Source organism: Arcticibacterium sp. GJ41-1, from assembly GCF_055808875.1.
Genome location: NZ_CM147888.1, coordinates 3,721,447 through 3,739,290, shown reverse-complemented (window position 1 = coordinate 3,739,290; position 17,844 = coordinate 3,721,447). Strand labels below are relative to the sequence as shown.

Below are 17,844 nucleotides of genomic sequence, written 5' to 3'. Positions count from 1 at the left end.
ATGAAAAAGATACTTTACGCTCTATTTATTTTTGTTACTGTTCCTTCTTTTGGACAGCTGACGGCAAATGAAGTTATAAACAAAATTAAAGCTGAAGTAAACTGCAACTGGGCGGCGGAAACTGTTGACAATATAAAGGCTGGCAACCCTAATACAGAAGTCAAAGGAATTGCCACCACTTTTATGGCTACACTAGAGGTACTTAAAAAGGCGAATGCTAGAGGTCTGAACTTTGTTATTACCCACGAACCTACTTTTTACTCTCATACAGATGATTTAAGCACACATGCCAACTCGGCAATTCAGCAGGCAAAGCTTAAGTATATTAAGGATAATGATATGGTGGTTTGGCGTTTTCATGACCATATCCACAGAAATAATCCTGACATGATTTATGAGGGTGTAGTTGATGTTTTTGACTGGCAACAGTACAGAAAAGACGGTGTGTTTTTTGAAATTCCTGAAATGACTTTGGCGGAAATAGTAACTCATATTGAAACAAAGTTTGGAGCCAAAACGCTCAGAGTTGTAGGCGACCCAGAAGAGAAATTTACCAAAGTAGGCATGGCATTAGGAGCTTCAGGTTCAGGAAGTCATTTTACTAGATTAGATAATCCCAACACAGAGTTACTGATAGTAGGAGAAACCAACGAATGGGAAACGGTACCTTATGTGCAGGATGCCATTGAATTGGGATATAAAAAAGCTTTGATAGTGATGGGACATGCAGACTCTGAAGAAGCAGGTATGGCTTATTTTGCCAAATGGCTGAAAGGTTTTTATAAGTCATTGCCCATTGAATTTATAGAAGCGAGAAATCCATATTGGCGTTCAAAATAAGTTTATAATTAGAGTTTTAACCAATCTGATTCATAATAGTTGACGTGTCAATCCGTTCATTTTGAAACTTTTAGTATCTTCACAAGCTCAAAATAGCCCCTTCAATTGAAAAATCGTTATTTAATCCCACTTACAAAAAGCCTATTTTTAATGGTAGTAATACTTTTTGGCTTTTCAGCCAAAAGTCAAATAGCCATTCAGTTCCCTACGGAGAGAGCTGTTTTTCAAAGAAACTTATCTAACGAAGGCGATATCTATATTAGTGGTACCATAGCACAGCGAGTAGACCAAATTCAGGCTCGTCTATTAGAATATCGTGATGGGGAGCTGTCAGAATTTCAAGATTGGGTCGCTATTGAAAACAATTCAAGCATAGGAAGCTTTAAAGGAAAATTGACCGTCAAAGGTGGTTGGTATCAACTTCAAATTAGAGGCTTAGTAGGAGAACAAGAAACTGGGCTGGCTACGCTTAGCAAAGTCGGAGTAGGAGAAGTATTTATCATTTCAGGTCAATCAAACGCTCAAGGAGTTCCGGGTTACGGAGGAACAGGAGCAAAGGATGACAGAGTGAATACTGCAGATTTTTTGAATCAAAACTTCAGCAAAGAGCCTAATACAGACCTTGTTTTTAGTCAACTAAACGACAATGCTAACATTGGACCCATTGGATTAACACCATGGTGTTGGGGGCAAATTGGCGATAGCCTTGCCAAAAGCTTAGACGTGCCTATCATGTTTTTTAATACAGCTCTCACGAGAACACTCAGCAGTAATTGGTATCAAAGTTCTATAGGGCAGCCTACAAAAGATGCTATTTTTCAAGGCTACTTTCAGCCGGGTTTTCCTTATGAATACCTAAAAACTACTATGAAGCATTATGCTTCTCTTTTTGGCTTGCGAGCAGTTTTATGGCACCAAGGCGAGACGGATACATACCCAGGTGTGCCGGTAGAAGATGAGATTTTTGGATACTATAAAGGTGTGATTGAGAATATAAGAACAGACTTTGGCCATAACATGGCTTGGATGTTTTCACGTGTCTCTTACAGTGATGGAAGAACCTCTCAAGTGGTTTTGAATTCGCATGATAGAATAATAAATGAACCGAATTTTAATATTTATGAAGGCCCTTCAACCGATGCCTTGATGATACCAAGATATGACGGTGTGCATTTTGGTAATAAGGGAGACATTAAAGGACTAGAGCAATTAGCGGAAGCTTGGTTAGAGAAATTGAATAACAGTTTTTTTGATTCTTGTAAGCCAGTCTTGTTAAATCCTTTGGTGGATTTGACTGTGGAGTGTTTTCAAAATAATCAGGCAAGAATAAGTGTTCCTGAAAATTATAATATTTACAAATGGTCTGATGGTGGCGGAGGAAATGAACGTTTTATGCCTGCAGGGGTGGTTTCTGCCGATTTGACAAACAGTTTAGGAAACTTTAAAATAGGAACAGCGGTCAATATGGATGCGGTAGTTTTTGACCAACCAACTGTATTTTCAAATAAGACTTTTATCTGTGATGAAGAGACTTTGGTGCTTTCTAGCGATGCCAGATTTACAGATATTATTTGGAATAATGATTCTTTAACTTCTGCCATTGAAATTAGGAACGGAGGTGCTTTTTCTTATCAAGCACAAAATGCGATAGGCTGTGAATATGAATCGGAGGTTTTGAGTATTGAGGATATAGCTCTTCCGGAGTTTGCTGAAAGTATTAGTTTTTCTATCAATAGTAGTGTGGCCACAGGCGACACCACCGTAGGTTTTTGTGATGGAACTAATCTTTCCATAGAAGCAAATACTGGTTTTGATACCTACTTTTGGTCAGATGGAGTTGATTTACAAAGTCGCCTTATTGATGATGTAGCCACTGTTTCTTATTTTGGTAGTTATGCTCCTGGTTGCATTTCGAAAACATCACCTGTTTTATCTGCAGTGAAATATGAAAATCCAGTGAAGCCAGTAATTTCGTCAGAAGCTATATTTGACTTAAATATTAATAATAGTTTAGACTACGATGGTTTTCAATGGGAAAAAGACGGTGTCGCCATTTCTCAAACAAACTCTAATATCAAAGTTTTGGAAAGTGGCGAATATGCTGTGAGTGGCTTTAAGACTTATGAGGATGGCGTGATTTGTTATTCTGAAGTGTCGGAAGGTTTTCAGAAAGACTTGGTAACTGGAGACATGAATGTGGCTTACCCCAATCCGGCAGAGAATTTTATTTATTTGGAGTCGCCAGAAATTCAAACAAATGTAAAGATTAGCCTTTACGATGAAATGGGTAAAAGAGTTCTTCCAATAATTCCAAGAGCTACTTGGGAAACAAGAATTTCTATTCCTGTTAGTAAATTGTCAGGTGGAGTCTATATTTTAGTGTTAGAAAGTGACCAAAGCCTGTTGAGAAAGAAAATAGTGATTCCTTAAACTTCTTGCTTAGATTTTGTAGCATTGTAAGCTTTTCTTTGAATCTCAAAGTTCTGCCTTATTCAAATGAAGTTATACCTTATAGATTTTTTAATAATACTGCTCTATTTGGTCGCTACGGTGGCCATAGGTATTTTTTTAAAGAAAAATGCGGAGCGTTCTAAAGCCGACTATCTCTTAGGTGGCAACAAGATTCCCTGGTATTATCTCGGTCTTTCTAATGCCTCTGGCATGTTTGATATTTCTGGCACCATGTGGCTGGTTACTTTGCTTTTTGTTTATGGTTTAAAATCTGCTTGGATTCCATTTCTTTGGCCCGTATTTAATCAAATATTTCTAATGGTTTTCCTTTCCATATGGCTTAGGAAATCTAATGTGACCACAGGGGCCGAATGGATTAATACTCGTTTTAGTGGAAAAGGGGCTTCGCTATCTCACAGTATTATTGTGGTGTTTGCCATCATTTTAGGCATGGGCTATTTAGCTTATGGCTTTATAGGCATAGGCAAGTTTGTTGAGATTTTTGTGCCGTGGGAGCTAATCTCTGCCTATGTTCCTTTTGATGTATCTCCCGAATATGTACCTCATTTTTACGGCATTATTTTTACTTGTTTTGCTGTGTTTTATTCGCTTTTAGGGGGGATGATGAGCATCGTTTGGACAGATATTTTGCAGTATGCTCTTCTCATGATATCTGGAATAGTGATTGGCGTAATAGCCATGAATGCAGTGGCAACTCACGGACTCAATGTGCCAGACGGCTGGATGACACCTTTCTTTGGCAAACGGTTAGATTTAGACTGGACGCATATCATTCCAGAAGTAAATGCTAAAATAGAGAGCGATGGTTATAACCTCTTTTCATTGTTTTTTATGATGATGCTGATGAAAGGGCTTTTGGTGTCTTTTGCTGGTCCTGCACCTACTTATGATATGCAGAAGATTTTGTCAAGCAGGTCGCCACGCGAAGCTGCTTTAATTAGTGGGTCTGTAAGTGCTATTTTGATGCCTTTGCGTTATTTCATGATTGCAGGTTTTGCGGCTTTAGCCCTAATCTTTTATGAACGATTAGATTTGGTAGTAGGTGGGGAGATTGATTTTGAACAAATTTTGCCTTCCGCTATTCATGAGTTTGTGCCAGTAGGTTTTCTGGGGCTTTTATTAGCTGGCCTTTTGGCAGCTTTTATGTCAACTTTTGCAGGGACACTGAATGCAACCCAGGCTTACCTGGTCAATGATATTTTTCTGAAATATATTAATCCAAAGGCGAGTAACAGAACCATTAAGTATAGCAACTGGCTGGCAGGTATTGCTATGGTCTTAGTTAGCCTTGTGCTTGGCTTTTATGCTAGAGATGTTAATGATATACTTCAATGGATAGTTTCAGGCTTATATGGCTCTTATGTGGTTTCTAATATGCTGAAATGGTACTGGTGGCGATTTAATGGCACTGGTTTTTTCTGGGGAATGGTAGGTGGTTTGATTCCTGCTTTGTCTTTCAGATTCATTTTTGAAGGTGTTTTAGATTTGTACACGTTTCCACTTATGCTTTTCATAGCATTGCTGGCAGCTGTGGCCGGAACATACGCTGCTCCACCTACAGAAGAAAAAACGTTAAAGAGTTTTTATAAAAACATTACGCCATGGGGTTTCTGGAAACCTATAAGAGAAAAGGTTATGGCGGAAAACCCAACATGGGAAGGGCAAACCTATTTCAAAAGAGATATGTTTAATGTCTTTGTAGGTATTGTATGGCAAACGTCTCTGGTCATTTTTCCTATGTACCTGGTTTTCTTAGAAGTGGTACCCTTCTTTATCACTTTAGGTGTCACAGTGCTTTGCACGCTCATTTTGAAGAGAACGTGGTTCGATACTTTGCCGAAGGATTGAGTCTGTCTAAAACCTGTGGAGTCTAGAAACAGGTGTGCTCTCACTTATCCATTACCATAAAATAAAACCCTCCTTAGAAATTTTGATAATGGGCTTGAGAATGCGTTTTTTATGAAAAAGTAAAAGATGAAATCTCCCATTATTGTATTGTTTTTTGGAATTATTTTAAGCCTAGGTGTAGATGCTCAGGTAGTTATGCGGCCTGCTGACGCAGGGCTTCAAATGTTTTTGGGAACTGATAATGATAGACCAGCAGTTTTTGGTGTAGATAATGAAGCAGTTATGATTATAGAACCATCTTATGGAAATATAGGCGTTAACACAAGTTTTTATTCAGGTAACACCCTATATTATCCTACTCATGCAAAGTTTCATATACGTACTACTTCAACAGGTAGCAATGATGGAAGCGAACAAGGGCCTCAATTACTTTTAGATGAAAGCAGCACTACTGGATATGCTAGACTCAGATTTAGGAATTCGTCTCTAGTAACCACTGGTTTTACGCAAACGGGAACAGAGATTAATGAATTACAGGGATTTAGAAGGTATTGGGATTTGGCCGCTTTTGGCGGAGGAGATTCAGAAGGGGAGGATAAACTTAATTTTTTCCATAGTGGATTTGGGAACGCTATGAGTATTCTTGGAAATGGAAGGGTTGGAATAAATACTACTTCACCACAGACCACTTTAGATGTGAATGGATTCACTAAAAGCGGAAGCGAATCTACAGCATATAAAACGAAATTTGTTAATGTACAGGAAACAAGCGATTGCACTAATAATGAAACTGAATCTATTGCTTTAGGGGTGAGTGAACATCGTATTATTTCAGTAGATGTTCTTGTTAATGCAGGTACCGGTGGCTGGTACGGACCTGGTGACCGCTATGATAACCATGAATACAGCTACAAGGTAAATGGTAGTAATCTAGATTTTAAATTTGCTGCAGTTTCCGGTTGTGATTTTATTATTAGACAATATCGAATTTTGGTTACCTATTCGTCCACTAATTTGACTTATTAATTACTCACCTTCTTTCAGTAACTCAGGAAACTTAGCCTTAAACCTATTTAATCTAGGAATAGAAACCGACCTTACATAAGGCTGATTTAGGTTGAGTTTTTGATAACCTACAACCCCTTAAGTCTTTTCAACGTTTCGGATTCCGAAGGACGTGTCATATTATGTTCAATCAAAATTCCTTTGTCATCGATAAGAATGTACCTAGGTACTCCAGATATATCATAAGATTTGTAGAAATTTGTAATAGCTTCTTGGTTAGACATGTTGAGATTAAGAGCAGTTAGTTCAGTTTGTTTAGCTAAATAGTTGAGCCATTTTTCTTTATCTTGGTCAATTGATAGAAAAACAAAAAGTAGGTTTTTCTTATCAGCAAGTTCTTTTTGTAATTTGATTGAGTATGGAATTTCAGCAATGCAAGGAGCACACCAGGTAGCCCAAACATCTATGTAAAGCCATTTTCCTTTCAAATCGGATATGGCAGTCGATGTGCCATTCACTGTTAGTGCTTCAAAGTATGGAGCGGGTTTGTCTCTGTTCAATTCTATTAATTCTTGATGTCTTTTTTTTAGAATTGAATAGTAATAGGACTTACCATACTCCACTTCAAATAGGCTAAGTAGCTCCTCCCAATCTTTCATTGATAAAGCATTAGAGAACTCATGAATGATTGAAGCCTTTAGATATTCCTTAAATTCTTCGTTATACGGAAATTCGCTTATCCTATTTAGGAAAGGTACTATATGTGTTTTTGCTTCGGCTTCTGGAAGGAGAACTATAAATTTGAAGAACTCTAATCTGAGCATTTGGCTTAAAATTCCATGATAATTTATAGTATTTGTGTGAAGTAATTTATTGTCAAATTCAATTCTGGAAATTAAACTGTTGGCTACTTTGACATCACTGCTGTAATTGGAAGCCTCGGAAAATAAATTTGGTGTCCAGATAAATTCAAATAGAAATATATTAGCATTAAGGATTTCTCTAATTAGAGTTTCCGTCTCTTGATTTAGGTCTTCTTTTGCAAAGAAACTATTCCTTTTTGGCTCTAAGTTATCTCTAATTAGCTTGTGTCCAGTGGTTAATTCATCTTTATCCCATTCGAAATATTTTTTTTCTTTATATCGGAAATTTCTGAAAAAATCTTGTTCTTGTCTTACGTAATTATTTACTTCTCCTAAAATACCAGAAAATCTAATTTTGGGTTGTGAACTGTTCTTAAACTCGATGTTTACTGAAATTTCAGTTTCGGCTTTCACAAGTAAGTTAATGGTTGTTTTACCCCAGTCAAGCCATATTTCCTTAATTCCAGAGATGCCTTCAAAGCTTAATGAAGTTGAATTAGTTTCATTGAAATAGGCTGTATCTAAAGCAATTTTCTGATTTAGAATTTGATAATAGGCGAATATGGGTTCTTTTGAGAGGGAATCTGATGTGATGTGTACCTGCGTATTGGCAAAAGAATTTAGTGTAAAAATACTTAGGAATAGGATATAATGTTGTGCTTTCATATTCAAGATATTTATGATAGTAAATATATTTAAAATGCTACGAATATGTAATTATTTAAAGAATTATTGTCCTATTTTTTTGCAGATGTAAGTCACTCTAAAGTTCGAAACTCCATTCATATAGATACTTGGGAGTATTATTGAGGGGAGAAATTTAAGAACACCGCACGTAGTATATAGGTCTGATATAGATTACTATGACTCTTCCTATAACTAGTAGTAAATTTTCGTAAATACTTTACTCGCCCTCCTTCAACAACTCAGGGAACTTAGCCTTAAACCTATTTAATCTAGGAATAGAAACCGACCTTACATAAGGCTGATTCGGATTTAGCTTCTCATAGTTTTGGTGATAGTCTTCTGCTTTCCAAAACTTTTCAAAAGGTACTATTTCTGTTACAATTGGCTTTTTGTAGTCTTTTGCTACTGCTGCTTTAGCTGCATCTGCAATGGCTTTCTCCTCGGCGTTTTTGTAGAAAATAACAGAACGGTAAGAGTCGCCAAAGTCAGGCTGTTGTCCAACGGTAGTTGGGTCTTGAGAACCGTAAAATACTTTGACCAAAGTTGTAAAACTAATTACTTCTGGGTCATAATACACTTCTACAGCTTCAGTATGGCCTGTTCTGTGTGAACCTACTTGTTGATACGTAGGGTTTTTCTCTTTACCACCAGAGTAGCCAGAAACTACTTCTTTGACCCCTTCTAAGCTTTCATAAATAGCTTCAACACACCAAAAGCAACCTGAGGCAAAATAGGCAGTTTCGTATTTGGCGAGTTCTTCACTTGGAATTTCTTGAACATTGTTGGTTTGATTGCCGCTTTGGCATTCCTGAAGATTGAAAAGAAGTACAAGGCTTATTAATAAGGTTTTCATAATGTATGTTTTAAATAACGCCACTTTTTAGGGACGAATGATTTTCAAATTCTTTAGTATCCACTATTTCTACTAAGCGTATTACAGCCTCGCAGAGTTCCGAAAAGCTTAAATATAAAGGTGTAAGAGCTATTCTGATAATATCTGGCGGACGGTGGTCGGTGATAATAGTCTTTCTATTTATACGAGGATTAATCAAAGAAAGATTTATTCGATAAGCTTCTTTATGCCTTAAGGCTATATGAGAGCCTCGTTCCTCTGGGTTTAATGGTGTAGAAATGGTATATTCTCTTTCTTTCAGAAATAATTGAAATAACTGTAAAAATAACTCAAACAATAATTCCGATTTGTTTTGAATGTTATGAATTCCTGCATTTAGAAAGATGTCAATACCTGGTTCAATAGCTTTCATTGATAAAACTGGAGGTGTGCCTACAGCAAAATTCTGGATATTTTCAGCCCCTTCAAAAGTAGAACTAAAATCAAAAGGAGCGGCATGCGAAAACCAACCTGCAATTGGGTTTTGAAGCTTGCTTTGTAACTCCTTAGAAACATAAAGAAAAGCGGGAGCACCAGGACCACCGTTAAGGTATTTGTATGTGCAGCCCACTGCCATGTCAATTTTTAAAGCTTTAACATCAATAGGCACAGCACCTACAGAATGACTCAAATCCCATAGGTTTAGAGCTTCCATTTCTTTTGCTTTTTCATTGATGCTTTTTACATCATAACGGAAAGCATTTTGAAAGGTTACATGACTTAAACTTAGCAAAGAAGTGTCTTCTGTAATTGCACTTAAAATGTTGGCATTGGCGTCTTCAAATCTGTCTTGATGGACTACATTCAAGGTTTTGTCAGGAAACGATTGTTTACATAATTCCTGAAAAATGTAAAGGTCGCTAGGGAAGTTTAGGCTGTCTGTAAGTAGCTCACTTTTCTTAGTTTGATACGTTAAACTAGCAAAAGCCAATTTATAAAGATTGACAGAAACACTATCCGCTACAATGATTTCGTCTGGCTCAGCATTTATGAGTTTTGCTATTTTAGAAGCTATGCGTTCTTTACTTTCTAGCCAGTCTTCGTTCCAACTTCGTATAAGTCGGTAGCCCCATTGACGGTTTATGCTGTCTTCTAAAACTTGTTTAGTTTTCTTTGGCAACATGCCCAAAGAGTTACCATCTAAATAGATGGTGGTGGCATCTAAAACGAACTCATTTCTGAATGCTTTTAATGGGTCTTCTTGGTCTAGTTGGTTTATTTTGGCTTTGATGTCTGTCATTATTTCGCCAAAGTTAAAATATCGTTAAGCATTAAATCAACCCACAGTCCATACATTTTTCCAGACGGGTGCAGTCCGTCTCCTGCTACTAATTCAGGGTCTTTAAGACCTTCTCTCGAAATAGGTGTAATGTCAAAAAAAGCAATGTTTCTTGCAGTACAAATGTCTTTCTGGACCTGATTATATTCATCTATTTCTTTCGCTATTTTCTCTGGGTTTCTGCCTTTGCCAAAAGGTGTAAAACCGTAATCAGGAATAGAAACCACAAATACTTTTGATTTATCACCACCAGCAAAAGCTATTGCTCTATCTAAAAGTGGTTCAAATTCTCTTTTAAAATCTGTAACAGAGCGTCCTCTGAATTGATTATTTACACCGATAAGTAATGAAACTAAATCGAAGTCTTTTTCTGGAGCCGCTCTATTGATAGCATTGTCTAGTTCATCGGTAGTCCAGCCAGTTTGGGCTATAATTTGAGGTGAGCTTATTTCTAAACCTTTACTTTTTAGTTGTTCTGTTAACTGTACGGGCCAGCGTTCTCCTGAGCTTACGCTTTCACCTATGGTGTAAGAATCGCCTAAGGCTAAATACTTTAAAGCCACTTCTGAGCTTTCTTCTTTATCAGACGATGCAGGGATATTTTTTTTGGTGCACTGTACCATCAAAATGCTGGCGATTATGATTAATATACTTTTCAAAATTTGGGAGGTCTTGTTGATGAAAATTGATTTAAAATTAAGTGATATTTCCTTCTAAAGTTGGTCTTTACAGATTTGAAAGAAATCTATTCAGGTACGTATTTCTCGGTAATTTTGTCTAATTGGTAAACAGAATTTACTTAAAAGGTTTAATTTCAGACTTTATTAATCAAAATTGACTTTATAGAGGATGAAAAAATTATTTATTGTTTTACTAAGCTTTTTTGCTTTTCAGGTTTCAGCCCAAGATTTTGCTCCAGTAGACAAAAGTGTCATGGATATAGCCTATTACCCAAGTGGTGCTCACAGAGCAGGTTTTGCCAAGACAGCAGATGAAAAAGCAGCTCTTATGCCTCGTGTCAGAATTACGTACTCTAGGCCATTGGTGAACGACAGAGAGATTTTTGGGAATTTGGTAAAATATAATGAGCCATGGAGATTGGGAGCCAATGAGTCTACAGAGGTTATTTTTTATTCGCCAGTTAAAATAGGAGAGAGTGTATTAGCAGCAGGTCGTTACTCGCTTTACTGTACGCCATCAGAAGATAGCTGGACGCTCAAAGTACATCCTAATGTAGATGGCTGGGGAAGTTATGGTTATGATGAGTCTAAAGATTTAGCATCTGTTTCAGCAGTTCCTACTACCTCTGAAAAGAACATAGAAGCCTTATCAATTACGATGTATAAAGCTGATTCAGGACAAGTTCATATCAAAGTAGGTTGGGCAAATAGTATTGCTGAGTTTCCTATTACGGTGCTTTAACTGAGCTTGCATGATATTTTAAAAGCCACTTGTGAAAACAGGTGGCTTTTTGTTTATTCAGGTATTTGGCTAATTCATTAAATCACATTCCCTTCCGCTTGAGCTTTGGCATCCATGTTTCTTCCTATTAATAAACCCACAAACATACCTAAGCAAATGCCCAAAGAAATACCCATAGACCTTTCAAAACCAGAAAGGAACACGATTCCAAAAAGAACACCAAATGAGATTCCTAAACCCATAGAGATGCCGGTGTAATAGCCTTTTGAGATTAAAGAGAGGCTCTCTTTTAGGAAGTTTTCAAAATCTGTCAGTGATTTTTTGAAGAATTTGATGTCCTTCTCAGCTGTCAAATTCAAACTGTCAAGCTTGCTTTCTATTGATTGTAGTTCTGCACTTGAAAGTTCTCTGTTATTTAATTCGGTAAGAATATGTATGAACTTATCGTAAATCTTTATTTCGGATTTTTTACTTGTTTTGTTTCTTAAGTTTTCGAAAAAACTTTTGGCTTCTTGTAATGTCATGATTGATTATCTTTTTTCTTGGTTAGTGGCTCATCGTCATAATTATTACACCTTAAAGCAAATTATTTTTACTTTTTACGCTCTCAAACTTTCCAAGTCGGTTAATAGCTCTTCTAGTTTTTTGAATACCCTGCCGTAAATCATGTTTAAATCCCATTTGTAAATTATACCACCAAAGTATGCCAAGATGCCCATGATTAGAATTACAGCAGCTATCCCAATCAAAGGGATTCCAAATACTAGATAAAGGTCAGGGAAGCTTTCTGAGATTTTGGTGAGTAACCTTTCTCCTAAAAAAGCACCCTTAGCATCCTTAAACCAAAACCCTAAAATAAAGGCTAAAAAAAAGATGGGATACATAAACGTTGCCATTCTTTTATTGATAGCCAATTGTTTGCTGAGCCATTGACTAAATGCTTTTAAATACTGGTAACTGCTTTCGCCTTTATCTATTTTATATAGTCCGTCTAGCAATTTCTTATTGACCCAAACCATTACACTAAGCGTCAAAAAAAAGAGAAAGCCCATAACGGGAATACCCATAAAAAAGGAAACTAGTAAGAAAGCAAAAGAGAAGACCACTATTGCAATCAGGTTTATCTTAAACATCCTTGTAAACTTATCAATGATGTGAATTGACTTTTGATTGTAAAGGTTATTCACCTTCGGTGCAATCAAGGCATCGCTTTTTAGGAAACCTTCTTTCCATATATTTTCAATTGATTTTTCCATCGAGTAGTTTTTTTAATCTGGTTTTGATTCTTGTAACACGTACTCCAATATTGTTTGGGTTGGTGCCAATTATTTCAGCAATTTCCTGATAAGACTTTTCTTCCAAATAGAGCATAATAATAGCCCTGTCAATTTCAGAAAGCTTTCTAATGGCAGCATAAAGCAGGTTTAGCGACTCATCTGAAAAGGCATAATTGTCTTCTGTTTCTTCAGAAGGAAGTGAATCAGACACAAAATGCTGGATATTGTTTTTTTTCTTTTTAAGTAAGGTCAAACACACATTTAATGATATGCGGTAAACCCAAGTGCTCCATTCAGACTCTTCTTTAAAGTTTTCTCTGCTCCGCCAAATTTGTAAACAGACCTCCTGAAAATAATCTTCAAAGTCTTCTTGGGAGTTGGTATACGCCCGGCATAACTTGATGATTATCCCTGAAAATGGTAGAATAGATATTTTATAAAAGTCGCTGCTCAATATTGCTTTTTCTTACTTAGTGGCTAAAAATTCTAATTATTACACGTATTGTTAAATTTATTAAAATAAAAAGGCTCAAAGCTCAAAAAGCTGAACTAAAACCAAACCTTGAACATTATGAATTCGTAACTCTAAATCAAAAAATACCAATCAATGAGAAAATTATCGTTTGTGCTTTTAGCACTTATTTCTATTCAGCTTTCAGCTCAAGATTTCCCGAAGATGGATGCTAGTCCTTTAGACATGGCTTATTATCCTTCAGCCTCGGCACATGACTTTCTATTTGCCAAAACGGTAGATGAAAAAGCTGCTGCCATGACCCAAATTAAAATCATGTATTCTCGTCCTCAAGCTAAAGGTCGTGAGATTTTTGGTGGCTTAGTTAAGTTTGGCGAGCCTTGGAGAATTGGAGCAAATGAAACCACGGAAGTAACTTTTTTGAAGTCTGTTAAAATAGGAAATGAAGTATTATTTCCTGGAACTTACTCTATGTACATCATTCCAGAAAAAGATAGCTGGACGCTCAAATTTCATCCAACGGTCAATGGATGGGGTACTTACAACTTTGATTACTCAAAAGAGCTAGCAAGCTTAACCAGTAAAGTGTCAAAGACCTCTGAAAATGTGGAAGCATTGTCTATTGTAATGTACGAAGCAGCTTCGGGTGCTGTACATATCAAAATTGGCTGGGCAGATAGTTTCGCTGAATTTCCTGTGACTTTGTTGTAATTTGATACAAGGTTTTTTCTATTAAGCCACTATGCTTTCCCAGCATAGTGGCTTTTGTTTTAGATAAGTTTATTCCGCCATTTCTCGCTTCCCAAGCTTCCACATGAGAATACCTCCAGTGATAAACATCCAGATGGAATAAGCTCCAGTAGGAATACCAAGTTCTACATTATTAAGGATGGTGGTAGCTATCACAAAAGCCAGCGTGCCGTTTTGTATCCCACTTTCTACGGTAATAGAAATAGCACTTTTAAAGTCAAGTTTGAATATTCTGGCTGTCATAAATCCAAAACCCATAGTGGCTAGGTTTAGAAGCAAAGTAACTATGCCCACTCTTTTTAAGGCTTCGCCCAAAAGACTGAAATTGGCAGCTATCACGGCTATAAATATCACAATGAAAATAACGGTGGATGCTGTACGCATTGGTTTTTCCATCCTGTTGGCAAAAGCTTCTTTGTATTTTCTAATGGTCATGCCTATTGAAATTGGGATAACGGTAATCACCATTATTTGAAGTATGGTGTCCATTATGGGCAGCTTGATGGTTTGACCAGTGGAGGAACCAAAGTATTCCAAGGCATTGGAGAGAATAAAAGGAATGGTAAGGATGCTTACAAAACTGGCTATGGCCGTGAGAGTGACAGACAAGGCAATGTTGCCTTTACAAACTTGACTTATCAGATTACTCGTAGGTCCGCCAGGAGCAGAAGCTAAAATCATAATACCTACTGCCATGGTAGGGTCTAGGTCAAAAGAAATGGCCAATAAGAAACCAATGATGGGTAAGAAAATGAGTTGATTAGTAAGACCAATTAAAACGGCTTTGGGGTATTTAACTATTCGTCCAAAATCTGCTGGAATAAGGGTCATGCCCATGCCAAGCATGATTATGGCGAGCGATAATGGCAAAAAGACTTTGCTTAATAGGGTGGCTATCATGTTTTTTATTTAGAGTTTTCATTAGGGTATTAATTTTAAAGATATTGATAAATACTGAATTGCTCCTTAATATTTAATAGGAATTATTTTTAGGCTTAAAGGATGTTTTTAATAGCCGAAAAGTAGACCCAGATAATAAATAGTAACTGCAGCGGCACTCTAAACCATAGATAAGAAAGGCCTTTACCATCAAGTTGTCCAGTCTGGTAGTTTAAACCATGCATAGACGCCTTGATGTTTGCTGGTAGAATTAGTAGGAAAAAAATGATAAGAATTATGCCAGCTATGTGACTGTATTTTGGAACAAGCAGAGCAATTGCAAAAGCAATTTCTATTACTCCTGTGGCTTGAACTATTAAGATTTTATAAGGAATATTATCAGGAATCATCCTTGCCATTCCATTTGTGAACATAAAATGGCCAAAAGCTGTAAAGAGTAGCATGATAGCCATGCTTACTCTACCAGCCAATTGGTAATTCGTTGAGCCATGTATCCAATGCAGGATTATTTGGCAAATAACAAAAGAACCTAGTAAGACAAAAAGGGGTTTCATTTCTGCAAAATTCCGATTTTGTCTTAACTATGGCAATGAACCTAAGTTAAGAAATTCGTTTTCTAATACGACTCAAGGCTTGAGGTGTAATGCCTATATAGGAGGCTATGTATTGCAGTGGTATTTTTTGAATTAACTCTGGTCGTTCGGTAAATAAATTGAGGTAACGTTCTTCAGCAGTGTAATTTAAAAGTGCTAGTTCTCTTTTTGCTTTCTTTAAATACTCTTGTTCACTGGCCTTTCTCCCAATGGTATTTCCGGCTTTGGTGTTTTTGTAAATATCTTGGAGATCAGCATGGCTTAAACGCCAAAGAACGATCTCAGATATAGTTTCCACGGTGTACATACAAGGCATCTGAGTTAAGAAAGAGTCATAAGCACAGGTGAAAGAGTTTTCAAAAACGAAACAGAATGTTTTCTCCGTGTCTTGTTTAGGTACAAAGTATCTGATTATTCCGCTTTCTACAAAAGACAAATGGCCTTCAGTTTCACCTGCCTCCAAAACTTTTGTCTTTTTGGGTATTTCTACACGCTTTAGTTTAGAAGAAAAGTAGGCCCAATCTTCATCAGAGATATCTGTGATTTGTTTAAAAGTATGATGAATGCGTTCCAAATTCTTAGTTTCGTTGATTTAGTAAAAAAAATGGTCTACTCTGAATATAACAGAATAGACCAAAGATAGCTTAGCTTATTTGATTTTACGCCTTTGAAAGCTTATAAACATCTTTCCTTCTGTCTTTCAAGTTTCTTACTGCACCAAACTGATTTAGCTCTCGCAGCATATCGATATCTACATCAGCCAGTACAATCATCTCGGTATTTGGCGTAGCCTCTGCTTTAATTCCATTAGCAGGGAAAGCAAAGTCACAGGGTGTAAATACCATGGATTGAGCATACTGGATATCCATATTGTGTACTTTAGGTAGGTTACCTACACTTCCTGCTATGGCTACATAACACTCATTTTCAATGGCTCTGGCTTGAGAGCAATAACGCACTCTGGAGTATCCATTTTGGGTATCCGTTAAAAATGGCACAAAGAGAATATCCATTCCTTCATCGGCTAGCAAACGGCTTAATTCGGGGAACTCAGAATCATAGCAAATCAAAACACCAATTTTACCGCAGTCTGTATCAAAAGCTTTTAAACCCGAACCACCCTGCATACCCCATACTTTAGCCTCGTCTGGCGTAACATGGATTTTCTCATAGCGTTCCACAGAGCCATCTCTTCTACATAGGTAACCTACATTGAAAAGTTGCTCACCTTTCATTTCAGGCATACTACCCGTAATAATGTTGATGTTATAAGAGATAGACAGTTCAGAGAATTTTTTGACAATTTCTTCAGTGTATTTGGCAAGTTCTCTAATAGCGTTTGGCTCCGACATGTGGTTGTTTTTTGCCATTAGCGGAGCATTGAAAAACTCAGGGAATAGTGCAAAATCTGCCCTGTAACCAGATACAGCGTCCACAAAGTATTCTACTTGTTCCAGTAACTCATCAAGGTCATTATAAGGCCTCATTTGCCATTGAATAAGTCCAATACGTACCACCTTCTTTTTGGTAGCGGCCTTTCTTGAAGGCTTTTCGTAGTAAATATTATCCCACTCTAAAAGCACTGCAAACTCATTTGAAGCTTCATCGCCTTCTAAGTATCCTCTCAGAATCTTAGCTGCGTGAAAGTCGTTTGAGATTTGAAAGTTTAAAACGGGGTCGTGTATTTCTTTACGCTTTACCTTCTCTATGTATTTAAGCGGAGTAAGTTCCGCGGCGTATTTGTGATAGTTTGGTATTCTGCCACCAAAGGCTATCCCTTTTAAATTTAACTTTTCACAAAGCTCTTTTCTATAATCATAAAGCCTACGGCCAAGACGCAAACCCCTAAACTCAGGTTTAATAAAAACGTCAATACCATAAAGCATGTCACCTTCATCTGTATGCGAATCAAACGTATAGTCTTTTGTGATTTCTCGATAGGTATGATTGTCAGAAACAACTTCATAATCTACAATAATGGATAGAGCACAACCTGCTAGCTGTCCATTTATTTTCATCACCACTTGCCCTTCAGGAAATTTAGAGATAAGTGATTCGATGTGATGCTTTTTCCAATATGCATCAGGCATAGAGTTATATGACGTAATCATGGCAGCCTTCAGGTCCTCATAATCGTCAATAGTTAAGTATTTTAACTCTATGTTATCTATTTCTTGTTTGCTCATTATTAATTAAATGGAAGTATATTTTTTATTATCACAGCCGCCAGATTTTACTAATTTCTTAGCTTCTTAATTTAAGGTACTTGGCTTTCGGAATTTGGGTTCAAATGTATGCTGATTTATCCTTATAAAAAGCTGTCAAAGCCAAATTAATTTTGACTTAAAATAAAATAGTATTTGCGATTTTAAAGTGATTCATTCTGTTGATTGGTAGTTCTTTAGCTCTGGTTTTTGTTTTGATGATAATTAACTCTTTTGGTGAGCCCGTGTTTTAATTCATGAACTAAGGGCATATTTCATATTTTTGAAGAGAAAATAACACCTAACCAAGGACAAAAGCATTTGTCAAACCCTATACAAC

The 17,844-nt window shown here is 36.8% G+C and carries 17 protein-coding genes; 6 read left to right on the top strand and 11 right to left on the bottom strand.

What is annotated here, in order from left to right; all coding sequences use genetic code 11:
• The 4 genes from AC0L6O_RS15530 to AC0L6O_RS15515 all read left to right on the top strand — a co-directional run bounded on the left by AC0L6O_RS15530 (position 1) and on the right by AC0L6O_RS15515 (position 6,186).
• A complete protein-coding gene (locus AC0L6O_RS15530; protein ID WP_473303612.1) occupies positions 1-840 on the top strand; it encodes a Nif3-like dinuclear metal center hexameric protein in 840 nt (279 codons plus the stop codon).
• 150 nt (positions 841-990) lie between these two features.
• Positions 991-3,270, top strand: a complete 2,280-nt coding sequence (locus AC0L6O_RS15525; RefSeq protein WP_473303610.1) for a T9SS type A sorting domain-containing protein — start codon at positions 991-993, stop codon at positions 3,268-3,270.
• 66 nt (positions 3,271-3,336) lie between these two features.
• On the top strand, positions 3,337-5,160 hold the full coding sequence (locus AC0L6O_RS15520; RefSeq protein ID WP_473303608.1) for a sodium:solute symporter family protein: 1,824 nt from the start codon (positions 3,337-3,339) through the stop codon (positions 5,158-5,160).
• A 126-nt stretch (positions 5,161-5,286) separates the two neighbouring features.
• Positions 5,287-6,186 carry a hypothetical protein gene (locus AC0L6O_RS15515; protein ID WP_473303606.1) on the top strand — a complete coding sequence of 300 codons (900 nt, stop codon included), beginning with the start codon at positions 5,287-5,289 and terminating at the stop codon, positions 6,184-6,186.
• Between the two features lie 107 nt (positions 6,187-6,293).
• On the opposite strand, the gene AC0L6O_RS15510 is transcribed toward AC0L6O_RS15515, so the two are convergent.
• The 4 genes from AC0L6O_RS15510 to AC0L6O_RS15495 all read right to left on the bottom strand — a co-directional run bounded on the left by AC0L6O_RS15510 (position 6,294) and on the right by AC0L6O_RS15495 (position 10,545).
• Positions 6,294-7,694 (bottom strand): TlpA family protein disulfide reductase, encoded by a 1,401-nt coding sequence (locus tag AC0L6O_RS15510; RefSeq protein WP_473303605.1) that lies wholly within the window; start codon positions 7,692-7,694, stop codon positions 6,294-6,296.
• A gap of 238 nt (positions 7,695-7,932) precedes the next feature.
• Entirely contained in the window at positions 7,933-8,568 is a 636-nt protein-coding gene (gene msrA, locus AC0L6O_RS15505; RefSeq protein WP_473303603.1) for a peptide-methionine (S)-S-oxide reductase MsrA, read from the bottom strand.
• 10 nt (positions 8,569-8,578) lie between these two features.
• The gene (gene kynU, locus AC0L6O_RS15500) at positions 8,579-9,847 is read right to left on the bottom strand and encodes a kynureninase (protein WP_473303601.1); all 1,269 of its coding nucleotides are present in this window, start codon (positions 9,845-9,847) and stop codon (positions 8,579-8,581) included.
• Complete coding sequence (locus AC0L6O_RS15495) at positions 9,847-10,545, bottom strand: SGNH/GDSL hydrolase family protein (protein ID WP_473303600.1); 699 nt, start codon at positions 10,543-10,545, stop codon at positions 9,847-9,849. Before AC0L6O_RS15495 ends, kynU begins: the two co-directional genes overlap by 1 nt.
• Positions 10,546-10,735: 190 nt before the next feature.
• Between AC0L6O_RS15495 and AC0L6O_RS15490 the strand changes: the two genes are divergently transcribed.
• On the top strand, positions 10,736-11,308 hold the full coding sequence (locus tag AC0L6O_RS15490) for a DUF2911 domain-containing protein (protein ID WP_473303598.1): 573 nt from the start codon (positions 10,736-10,738) through the stop codon (positions 11,306-11,308).
• Between the two features lie 77 nt (positions 11,309-11,385).
• Here the strand turns inward: AC0L6O_RS15490 and AC0L6O_RS15485 are convergent, their stop codons facing one another.
• The 3 genes from AC0L6O_RS15485 to AC0L6O_RS15475 all read right to left on the bottom strand — a co-directional run bounded on the left by AC0L6O_RS15485 (position 11,386) and on the right by AC0L6O_RS15475 (position 13,039).
• Complete coding sequence (locus AC0L6O_RS15485) at positions 11,386-11,832, bottom strand: hypothetical protein (RefSeq protein WP_473303597.1); 447 nt, start codon at positions 11,830-11,832, stop codon at positions 11,386-11,388.
• A gap of 75 nt (positions 11,833-11,907) precedes the next feature.
• Positions 11,908-12,564, bottom strand: coding sequence for a hypothetical protein (locus AC0L6O_RS15480; protein ID WP_473303596.1), 657 nt, complete (start codon positions 12,562-12,564; stop codon positions 11,908-11,910).
• Positions 12,548-13,039, bottom strand: a complete 492-nt coding sequence (locus AC0L6O_RS15475; RefSeq protein ID WP_473303594.1) for an RNA polymerase sigma factor — start codon at positions 13,037-13,039, stop codon at positions 12,548-12,550. The genes AC0L6O_RS15480 and AC0L6O_RS15475 overlap by 17 nt, the downstream gene beginning before the upstream one ends.
• Positions 13,040-13,192: 153 nt before the next feature.
• On the opposite strand from AC0L6O_RS15475, the gene AC0L6O_RS15470 reads away from it, so the two are divergent.
• On the top strand, positions 13,193-13,768 hold the full coding sequence (locus tag AC0L6O_RS15470; protein WP_473303593.1) for a DUF2911 domain-containing protein: 576 nt from the start codon (positions 13,193-13,195) through the stop codon (positions 13,766-13,768).
• 69 nt (positions 13,769-13,837) lie between these two features.
• Here the strand turns inward: AC0L6O_RS15470 and AC0L6O_RS15465 are convergent, their stop codons facing one another.
• From AC0L6O_RS15465 to AC0L6O_RS15450, 4 genes are all read right to left on the bottom strand, one after another.
• A complete protein-coding gene (locus AC0L6O_RS15465; protein ID WP_473303591.1) occupies positions 13,838-14,707 on the bottom strand; it encodes a bile acid:sodium symporter family protein in 870 nt (289 codons plus the stop codon).
• A 95-nt stretch (positions 14,708-14,802) separates the two neighbouring features.
• Positions 14,803-15,261, bottom strand: coding sequence for a DoxX family protein (locus AC0L6O_RS15460; RefSeq protein ID WP_473303590.1), 459 nt, complete (start codon positions 15,259-15,261; stop codon positions 14,803-14,805).
• Between the two features lie 46 nt (positions 15,262-15,307).
• Entirely contained in the window at positions 15,308-15,874 is a 567-nt protein-coding gene (locus AC0L6O_RS15455) for a Crp/Fnr family transcriptional regulator (protein WP_473303588.1), read from the bottom strand.
• 85 nt (positions 15,875-15,959) lie between these two features.
• Positions 15,960-17,486, bottom strand: a complete 1,527-nt coding sequence (locus tag AC0L6O_RS15450; protein ID WP_473303587.1) for a GNAT family N-acetyltransferase — start codon at positions 17,484-17,486, stop codon at positions 15,960-15,962.
• Positions 17,487-17,844: the final 358 nt, after the last annotated feature.